The sequence below is a fragment of the Isoptericola sp. NPDC057191 genome, from assembly GCF_042670225.1.
Classification (GTDB): Bacteria; Actinomycetota; Actinomycetes; order Actinomycetales; family Cellulomonadaceae; genus Isoptericola.
Map to the genome: position 1 here is coordinate 1 of NZ_JBHUWC010000162.1, position 9,298 is coordinate 9,298.

Below are 9,298 nucleotides of genomic sequence, written 5' to 3' on the forward strand. Positions count from 1 at the left end.
GGTGCGGCCCTGGCCGTCCGTGCGTGAGCGGGCGTCAGCCGCGCAAGGCCGCCCGTGCGTCGTCGACCGCGGTGGCTGCCGCGGCACGCAGCCCCTCCGGGTCAGGTCCGGCGGCGAGCACGCCCCGGGAGGAGGACGCCAGCACGTGCCGGCGCGCGGGGCCGAAGGCCGTGGCGAGCTCGCGCGCGCCTGCCCCCTGCGCACCCACCCCGGGCGCGAGCAGCGGGCCGTGGACCGCCACGAGGTCGGTCCCGGTCTCCCGGGCGGCGTCCCCGACGGTGGCACCGACGACGAGCCCGACCGAACCCATCGGCAGCCCCTCGGCCACCGCGCCGGAGTTGAGCACCGCGGCCTGCGCCGCCATCGAGGCGGCGACGCTCACCCCGTCCGGGCCGACGGCGTGCTGCACCTCGTGGCCCTCCTTGTTCGAGGTGAGGCACAGCACGAAGATCCCGCGGCCCGTACGGGCGGCCAGCTCGGCCGCCGGCGCGAGCGAGCCGAACCCCAGGTACGGCGACACCGTGACGGCGTCCCCGGCCAGGGGCGAGCCGTCCGCCAGGAACGCGTCCGCGTACGCGGCCATGGTCGAGCCGATGTCCCCGCGCTTGGCGTCGACGATCGTCAGGGTGTCCACGGCACGCGCCGCGGCGATCACGTCCTCCAGCGCGGCGACGCCGGCAGACCCGTGCCGTTCGAAGAACGCGGCCTGCGGCTTGAAGGCCGCCACGCGCCCGCCGAGGGCGTCGACCACCCGGAGCCCGAACTCCCGGACCCCCGCGGCGTCGTCGCCCAGACCCCAGGCGTCGAGCAGGGAGGCGTGCGGGTCGATGCCCACGCACAGCGGCCCGTGGGCATCCATCGCCGCCGCAAGACGCGCGCCGAACGGCGCGGTGGCCGCGGTCACGCCGGCACCCCCGCCACGACGTCCTCGCCCGCGAGCCGAGCCACCGTGGCGGCCGTGTGCTCCTGCAGGCTGGCGACGTCGAACGGGCCGCCGCGGACCGCCTCGATCCCCTGCACCGCCGCGGCGAGCTGGTCCACGGTGGTGATCATCGGCTTGTCCGCCGCGGTCGTGGCCGCGCGGATCTCGTAGCCGTCGGCGCGCGCGCCCTGGCCCGACGGCGAGTTCACCACGAGGTCCACCTCGCCGTCGCTGATCAGGTCGACGATCGTCGGCTCGCCGTCGGCCCCGCGGCCGTCGGAGAACTTGCGCACCACCGTGCTGCCGATGCCGTTGCGGCGCAGCACCTGGGCGGTGCCGGAGGTCGCCAGCACCTCGAAGCCCAGCTCCGCGAGGCGCTTGACCGGGAACACGATCGAGCGCTTGTCGCGGTCCGCGACCGACACGAACACCCGGCCGGCGGTGGGCAGACCGCCGAACGCCGCGGCCTGCGACTTCGCGAAGGCGTGGGGGAAGTCCTTGTCGAAGCCCATGACCTCGCCCGTGGAGCGCATCTCCGGGCCGAGCACCGTGTCGACGACCTGGCCCTCGGCGGTGCGGAACCGCTTGAACGGCAGGACCGCCTCCTTGACGGCCAGCGGGGCACCCAGGTCCAGCGTGCCGCCGTCGCCCTCGGCGGGCAGCACGCCCTCGGCCCGCAGGCTCGCGATCGACTCGCCGACCATCACCCGCGCCGCGGCCTTGGCGAGCGACGTGCCCGTGGCCTTCGAGACGAAGGGCACGGTGCGCGACGCGCGCGGGTTCGCCTCGAGCACGTACAGCACGTCGGACACCAGCGCGTACTGCACGTTGAGCAGGCCGCGCACCCCGACGCCCCGGGCGATCGCCTCGGTGGACCGGCGGATCCGCTCGATCTCGGAGGTCGACAGCGACACCGGCGGCAGCACGCAGGCGGAGTCGCCCGAGTGGATGCCGGCCTCCTCGATGTGCTCCATGACGCCGCCGAGGAACATCTCCTCGCCGTCGAACAGGGCGTCGACGTCGATCTCCATCGCGTCGTCCAGGAAGCGGTCGATCAGCAGCGGCGCGGGCAGCAGACCACCCGCCGTGCGCTCGTCCGCGGCGGCGGCCGCGAGGGCCCGCTCGACGTACTCCGTCAGCTGCTCGACCGAGTACACGATCTCCATGCCGCGCCCGCCCAGCACGTACGAGGGGCGCACGAGGACCGGGTAGCCGATGGTCTCGGCGACCTCGCGGGCCTGACCCAGCGACCGCGCGGTGCCGAACGCCGGGGCGGGCAGGCCGGCGTCGAGCAGGACCTGACCGAAGATGCCGCGGTCCTCCGCGGCGTCGATCGCCTCGGGCGAGGTGCCGAGGATCGGCACGCCGGCGTCGGCGAGACGCTGCGCGAGGGCGAGCGGCGTCTGGCCGCCGAGCTGCACGATGACACCCTTGACCGGGCCTGCGGCGAGCTCGGCCTCGTACACCTCGAGGACGTCCTCGAACGTGAGGGGCTCGAAGTAGAGGCGGTCCGAGGTGTCGTAGTCGGTCGAGACCGTCTCCGGGTTGCAGTTGACCATGATGGTCTCGTAGCGCTCCGAGAGGGTCAGGGCGGCGTGCACGCACGAGTAGTCGAACTCGATGCCCTGCCCGATCCGGTTCGGACCGGAGCCCAGGATGATGACGGCCTCGCGCTCGCGAGGGGCCACCTCGGTCTCCTCGTCGTAGGACGAGTAGTGGTAGGGCGTGCGCGCGGCGAACTCGGCGGCGCAGGTGTCGACCGTCTTGTACACCGGCCGCACCCCGAGGGCGCGACGCACCTCGCGGACCGTGGCCTCCCCCGACGCTCCCATGCCGCGCAGGCGGGCGACCTGCACGTCGGACAGGCCGTGGCGCTTGGCGCGGCGCAGCACCTCCTCGGTGAGGGTGGTGCTGGCCGCGACCTCCGCCGCGACCTCGTTCATCAGCAGGATCTGGTCGAGGAACCAGGGGTCGATCTTGGTGGCGTCGAACACGGCCTCGAGGGTCGTGTGCCCGGCGACGACGGCGCGCAGCGCCTGCTGCACGCCGACCATGCGGTGCTCGGTGGGCCGGCGGATCTCGGCGAGGAGCTGGTCGAGGTCGGCGCCGGAGGGCGCGTGGCCGTCCCAGTGGAACGCGACCCCGCCCTTGTCGATGGAGCGCAGGGCCTTGCCGAGGGCCTCGGTGAAGTTGCGCCCGAGGGCCATCGCCTCGCCGACCGACTTCATGGTGGTGGTCAGGGTCGGGTCGGCGGCGGGGAACTTCTCGAACGCGAACCGGGGCACCTTGACGACCACGTAGTCGAGCGTGGGCTCGAAGCTGGCCGGGGTGACGCGCGTGATGTCGTTCGGGATCTCGTCGAGCGTGTAGCCGACGGCGAGCTTGGCCGCGATCTTCGCGATCGGGAAGCCGGTGGCCTTCGAGGCCAGGGCGGAGGACCGCGACACGCGCGGGTTCATCTCGATGACGATGATGCGCCCGGTCTCGGGGTCGACGGCGAACTGGATGTTGCAGCCCCCGGTGTCGACGCCGACCTCACGGATGACGGCGATGCCGATGTCGCGCAGCCTCTGGTACTCGCGGTCGGTGAGCGTCATCGCGGGGGCGACGGTCACCGAGTCGCCGGTGTGCACGCCGACGGGGTCGACGTTCTCGATCGAGCAGACGACCACGACGTTGTCGTCCTTGTCGCGCATGAGCTCGAGCTCGTACTCCTTCCAGCCGAGGATGGACTCCTCGAGGAGCACCTCGGTGGTCGGCGAGTAGTGCAGGCCCTGGCCGACGATGCGGCGCAGCTCGGTCTCGTCGTACGCGAACCCGGAGCCCAGGCCGCCCATCGTGAACGACGGGCGGACGACCATGGGGTAGCCGAGGTCGCCGGCGGCGGCCACCGCCTCCTCGACGGTGTGCACGATGACGGAGCGGGCGGACTCGCCGCCGCACTTGGCGACGACGTCCTTGAACTGCTGGCGGTCCTCGCCCTTCTGGATGGCGGGGATGTTGGCGCCGATGAGCTCGACGTCGTACTGCTCGAGGACGCCGGCCTCGTCGAGGGCGATCGCGGCGTTGAGCGCCGTCTGCCCGCCGAGGGTGGGCAGCAGCGCGTCGGGGCGCTCCTTGGCGATGATGGAGGTGAGGACCTCGGTGGTGATCGGCTCGACGTAGGTGGCGTCGGCGAACTCCGGGTCGGTCATGATCGTCGCGGGGTTCGAGTTCACGAGGACGACGCGCAGGCCCTCCTCCTTGAGCACGCGGCAGGCCTGGGTGCCCGAGTAGTCGAACTCGCAGGCCTGGCCGATGACGATCGGGCCGGAGCCGATGACCAGGACGGAGGAGAGGTCGGAACGGCGGGGCATCAGTTCTCCTTCAGTGCGGCCAGCGTGGCGGCGGGGACGGTCACGGGCCGGCGCGTGGTCATGAGCTCCACGAAGCGGTCGAAGAGGTAGGCGCTGTCGTGCGGTCCGGCAGCGGCCTCGGGGTGGTACTGGACGGAGAAGGCGGGCACGTCGAGCGCGGTGAGCCCCTCGACCACCTGGTCGTTGAGTCCCACGTGCGAGACGATCACGCGGCCGTAGGTGCGACCGTCGGTGCGCTCCGCGTCGTGCGGGGCGGTGCTCACGGCGTCGACGGGCGCGTCCACGGCGAACCCGTGGTTGTGCGCCGTGACCTCGACCTTGCTGGTCGTGCGGTCCATGACGGGCTGGTTGATGCCGCGGTGGCCGTACCCGAGCTTGTAGGTGCCGTAGCCGAGGGCGCGGCCCAGCAGCTGGTTGCCGAAGCAGATGCCGAAGAACGGGATGCCCCGGTCCAGGACGTCGCGCAGCAGCTCGATCTCGTGGGTGGCCGACGACGGGTCGCCCGGGCCGTTGGAGAAGAACACGCCGGCGGGCGACCCGTCGGCGGGCAGCAGCGCCTCGACGTCCGCGATCGTCGCGGACTGCGGCACCACGTGCACGTGCACGCCACGCTCGGCCAGGCGGGCGGGCGTCATCGCCTTGATGCCCAGGTCGACGGCGACGACGGTCGCGACCGGGGACCGGCCCGCGAACTCGCCGGCCGGCTCGACGACGTACGCCTCGCGGGTCGTGACCTCGGGGGCGAGGTTGGCGCCGGCCATCGCCGGCGAGGCCTGCACCTCGGCGACGAGCTCGGCGACCGGGCGCTCGATGCTCGCGCCGCCGACCCCCTCGCGCACGAGGGCGTCGCCGGAGAAGACACCCGCGCGCATGACGCCGAGCTCGCGCAGGTGGCGGGTGAGCTTGCGGGTGTCGACGTCGCTGATCCCGACGACGCCCTGGGCGGCGAGCTCGTCCTCCAGGGACCGGTCCGCGCGCCAGGACGACACTCGGCGGGCGGGGTCGCGAAGGACGTACCCGGAGACCCAGATCTTGCCGGACTCCGGGTCCTCGTCGTTGATGCCGGTGTTCCCCACGTGCGGGGCCGTCATCACGACGATCTGCCGGTGGTAGGACGGGTCGGTGAGGGTCTCCTGGTACCCGGTCATGCCGGTGGAGAAGACGATCTCGCCGAAGGTGGCGCCCCGGGCGCCGTAGGCACGTCCGCGGGCGACGGTGCCGTCCTCGAGCACGAGGAGGGCCGCGTGTGCCGCGCCGGCCGTGTCAGGGCTCGTCGTGGGGCTGGTGAGGGAGCTGGTGGTCACTGCTCGTCCTTCGGTGCGGGGGCGGAGGTCATGAGGTGGCGCACGGCGTCGACCAGGCGGGAACGGTCGGGCTCGTGGCGCGTGCGCAGGCCGGTGTCCAGGGCGACCGCGGGCACGCCGTCGGCGGCCGGGTCCTCCCAGGTGACGACGACCAGGCCGTCGGCGCCGACGTACTTGCCGGCCATGCCGGGGGCGAGCCCGACGCCGCGCAGCGCGGCGACCGGGGCGAACACGTCGGGAGCGCCGTCGCGCTCGATCAGCACGCCGGCGTCGTGCACGGAGACGTGCGCGACGGAGCGGTCGCCGAGGTGGTGCGCGCCGACGCGGGCGAGCCAGTCGCCCGCGAGGGTGGAGGACACGTACGTGGCCTCGAGCGGCCCCAGCCGCAGCGTGCCGAGGTCCTCGGGGGCGACGGGGGGCACGGGGACGGTGTCGCGGGTGCGGGCCGCGAGGCGTCGCCGCCCGGTGAGGACCACCAGGAGCAGCAGGACGCCGACGACGACCCAGATCCCGACGGCGACGGGCAGGGGGAGGTTCATCGCGCCCCTCCCCGACCACCGGCGTCGACCGGGGCCACCGGTGCTCCGTCCAGCACGGTCGCGCGCCCGCGCAGGAAGGTCGCCACGACTCGGCCGGGCAGGTCGCGCCCCGCGAAGGGCGTGTTGCCGCTCGCGGTGGCCTGGGCCGCGCCGTCGACGGTGCGGGTCGCGGCTGGTTCCACCAGGGTGAGGTTCGCCGGCTCGCCCACGGCGACCGGGCGTCCCTGGGTGGTGTCGATCCGCCCGATGCGCGCCGGGTTGGCGGACAGCACACGCGCGACGTCGGCCCAGGTCATCCGGCCCGTGTCGACCATGGTGGCCTGGACGACCGACAGCGCGGTCTCCAGTCCCGTCATCCCGAACGCGGCGGCACCCCACTCGCAGTCCTTGTCCTCGCGGGTGTGCGGGGCGTGGTCGGTCGCGACGATGTCGATCGTGCCGTCGGCCAGGCCGGCGCGCACCGCCTCGACGTCCGCGGCCGTGCGCAGCGGCGGGTTCACCTTGTAGGTCGGGTCGTAGCTGCGCGCGAGCTCGTCCGTGAGGATCAGGTGGTGCGGCGTGACCTCGGCGGTGACGTCGATCCCGCGGCCCTTGGCCCACCGGACGATCTCGACCGAGCCCGCCGTCGACAGGTGGCACACGTGCAGGCGCGAGCCGACGTGCTCGGCGAGCAGCACGTCGCGGGCGATGATCGCCTCCTCCGCCACGGCCGGCCAGCCGGCCAGGCCGATCTCGGCGGACACGACGCCCTCGTTCATCTGGGCGCCCTCGGTGAGACGGGGCTCCTGGGCGTGCTGCGCGACGACGCCGCCGAACGACTTGACGTACTCCAGCGCGCGGCGCATGAGGATCGGGTCGTGCACGCACTTGCCGTCGTCCGAGAAGACGCGGACGCGCGCGGCCGAGTCGGCCATCGCGCCCAGCTCCGCGAGGCGCTCGCCGCCGAGACCGACGGTCACCGCGCCGACGGGGTGCACGTCGACCCAGCCGGCCTCCTGGCCCAGCCGCCAGACCTGCTCGACGACGCCCGCGGTGTCGGCGACCGGCGACGTGTTCGCCATCGCGTGCACGGCGGTGAAGCCGCCCGCCGCAGCGGCGCGGGTGCCCGACGCCACCGTCTCGGCGTCCTCGCGTCCCGGCTCGCGCAGGTGCGTGTGCAGGTCGACCAGGCCGGGGAGCAGCACGTGGCCGTCGGCGGCGATCTCCACGACGTCGGCACTCTCGGGCACGACCGCCGTCCCGGGAGCCGCGACCTGGGTGATCACGCCGTCGGACAGGACGACGTCCGCGGCGTCGCCGCCGAGGGGTCGCGCTCCGCGCAGCACGTAGGTGGTGGTCACAGGGCGGTCCCTTCGGTGGCGGACGAGGTGGAGCCGGACAGCAGGAGGTACAGGGCGGCCATGCGCACGGCGACCCCGTTGGCGACCTGCTCGACGATCACGGCGCGCTCGGAGTCCGCCGCCTCGGCGGAGATCTCCAGGCCGCGGTTCATCGGACCGGGGTGCATGACGATCGAGTGCGCCGGCAGCAGCGCCGTGCGGCGGGCGTCGAGCCCGAAGTAGCGCGTGTACTCCAGCGGGCTCGGGAAGAACGCGCCCGCGCCGCCCGACATCCGCTCGCGCTGCACCCGCAGCATCATCACGGCGTCGGGCTGCCAGTCGGCGAGCGTGGTGTCCAGGTCGTACGAGGTGCGGCACGGCCACGTCTCGACCCCGACGGGCAGCAGCGTGGGCGGCGCGACCAGGGTCACCTCGGCACCCAGGGTCCGCAGCAGCCGCACGTTGGCGCGCGCGACGCGCGAGTGGAGGACGTCGCCCACGATCGCGACCTTGAGGCCCGCCAGGTCCGCGCCGACGCCGTCGTCCCCGCCACGCCGCAGCCCACCGCCGCGCCCCGCGAGGTGGCGGCGGATCGTGTAGGCGTCCAGCAGCGCCTGCGTGGGGTGCATGTGCGTGCCGTCGCCGGCGTTGAGCACGGCGGCGTCGAGCCAGCCGGCGTGGGCCAGCTGGTACGGGGCGCCGGAGGCCCAGTGCCGCACCACGACGGCGTCGGCCCCCATCGCGTGCAGGGTGAGCGCCGTGTCCTTGAGGGACTCCCCCTTGGAGACGCTGGACCCCTTGGCGGAGAAGTTGATGACGTCCGCGGACAGCCGCTTGGCCGCCGTCTCGAACGAGATCCGGGTGCGGGTGGAGTCCTCGAAGAACAGGTTCACGACGGTGCGCCCACGCAGCGTCGGGAGCTTCTTGATCTCGCGCGACTGGGTCGCGGCCATCTGCGCCGCGGTGTCCAGGAGCTCGATCGCCTCGTCCTTGGCGAGGTCCGCGGTCGAGAGCAGGTGCCTCATCGGACGCTCCCCTCGGCCGGCCCGTCCGGCGAGACGACGTCGGCGCCGGGCTCGCGCCCGCTGATCACCACGGCGTCGGTGCCGTCCACCTCGGCCAGGAGCACGCGCACGCGCTCGGTCTGGGCCGTGGGGAGGTTCTTGCCCACGAAGTCGGGCCGGATGGGCAGCTCGCGGTGCCCCCGGTCGACGAGGCAGGCGAGCCGCACGGCCTGCGGGCGGCCCAGGTCGCCGATGGCGTCGAGCGCCGCACGAATCGTGCGTCCGGAGAACAGGACGTCGTCGACCAGCACCACCGTCTTGCCCTCGATCCCCGCGCCGGGCAGCCGGGTGACCCCGACGGCGCGGGTGGGCTGGCGGCGCAGGTCGTCGCGGTACATCGTGACGTCGAGCTCGCCGAGGTCGTTCTCCGGGTCGAACGCCGGGTCGATGCTCGCGAGCCGCTGCGCCAGGCGGGCGGCGAGGGTGACGCCACGGGTCGGGATGCCGAGCAGGACCACGTCCTGGGCGCCCTTGGCGCGTTCGACGATCTCGTGCGCGATCCGGGTCAGGGCGCGGGCGACGTCGCTCGCGCCGAGCACCACGGTCCCTTCGGGGACGTCGGGCTGGTCGGGTGTTCCGGGCATGCCGGTGCCAGTAGCCACTGGCGACCTCCTTCTCCGCCTCACGGGACGGTGTTAAAGGGTGTCGTTCTGACGCCGTCCACCATATCCCGTCCACCCCGCGCGGCCCGGGGACGTGCCCACGATGCGGGCGCGGCGTGCGTCACACGCCGCCATGCCGACAGGCCCGGAACGCCGAACAGGCGGTTGCGCACGTATTCGGGCCCGAATACG

Annotated in this window: 7 protein-coding genes; all 7 read right to left on the reverse strand. The window is 73.7% G+C overall.

From position 1 onward, the window contains the following. Positions 1–34: 34 nt before the first annotated feature. The 7 genes from pyrF to pyrR all read right to left on the reverse strand — a co-directional run bounded on the left by pyrF (position 35) and on the right by pyrR (position 9,088). Entirely contained in the window at positions 35–904 is an 870-nt protein-coding gene (pyrF, locus tag ACFT55_RS16350) for an orotidine-5'-phosphate decarboxylase (RefSeq protein ID WP_380244900.1), read from the reverse strand. After that, entirely contained in the window at positions 901–4,278 is a 3,378-nt protein-coding gene (carB, locus tag ACFT55_RS16355; RefSeq protein WP_380244901.1) for a carbamoyl-phosphate synthase large subunit, read from the reverse strand. The genes pyrF and carB overlap by 4 nt, the downstream gene beginning before the upstream one ends. After that, entirely contained in the window at positions 4,278–5,510 is a 1,233-nt protein-coding gene (gene carA, locus ACFT55_RS16360; RefSeq protein ID WP_380244905.1) for a glutamine-hydrolyzing carbamoyl-phosphate synthase small subunit, read from the reverse strand. The genes carB and carA overlap by 1 nt, the downstream gene beginning before the upstream one ends. Positions 5,511–5,578: 68 nt before the next feature. Beyond that, entirely contained in the window at positions 5,579–6,121 is a 543-nt protein-coding gene (locus ACFT55_RS16365) for a hypothetical protein (protein WP_380244902.1), read from the reverse strand. Then, entirely contained in the window at positions 6,118–7,461 is a 1,344-nt protein-coding gene (locus tag ACFT55_RS16370; RefSeq protein ID WP_380244903.1) for a dihydroorotase, read from the reverse strand. Before ACFT55_RS16370 ends, ACFT55_RS16365 begins: the two co-directional genes overlap by 4 nt. Beyond that, complete coding sequence (locus tag ACFT55_RS16375; RefSeq protein ID WP_380244904.1) at positions 7,458–8,465, reverse strand: aspartate carbamoyltransferase catalytic subunit; 1,008 nt, start codon at positions 8,463–8,465, stop codon at positions 7,458–7,460. The genes ACFT55_RS16370 and ACFT55_RS16375 overlap by 4 nt, the downstream gene beginning before the upstream one ends. Continuing rightward, complete coding sequence (gene pyrR / locus ACFT55_RS16380; protein WP_380244906.1) at positions 8,462–9,088, reverse strand: bifunctional pyr operon transcriptional regulator/uracil phosphoribosyltransferase PyrR; 627 nt, start codon at positions 9,086–9,088, stop codon at positions 8,462–8,464. Before pyrR ends, ACFT55_RS16375 begins: the two co-directional genes overlap by 4 nt. Between the last annotated feature and the right edge of the window lie 210 nt (positions 9,089–9,298).

Bases quoted from the DNA above. Each gene is read 5' to 3' on its own strand.
- ACFT55_RS16375 (WP_380244904.1), bottom strand. From the start codon at position 8,465: ATGAGGCACCTGCTCTCGACCGCGGACCTCGCCAAGGACGAGGCGATC.
- carB (WP_380244901.1), bottom strand. From the start codon at position 4,278: ATGCCCCGCCGTTCCGACCTCTCCTCCGTCCTGGTCATCGGCTCCGGC.
- pyrR (WP_380244906.1), bottom strand. From the start codon at position 9,088: ATGCCCGGAACACCCGACCAGCCCGACGTCCCCGAAGGGACCGTGGTG.
- ACFT55_RS16365 (WP_380244902.1), bottom strand. From the start codon at position 6,121: ATGAACCTCCCCCTGCCCGTCGCCGTCGGGATCTGGGTCGTCGTCGGC.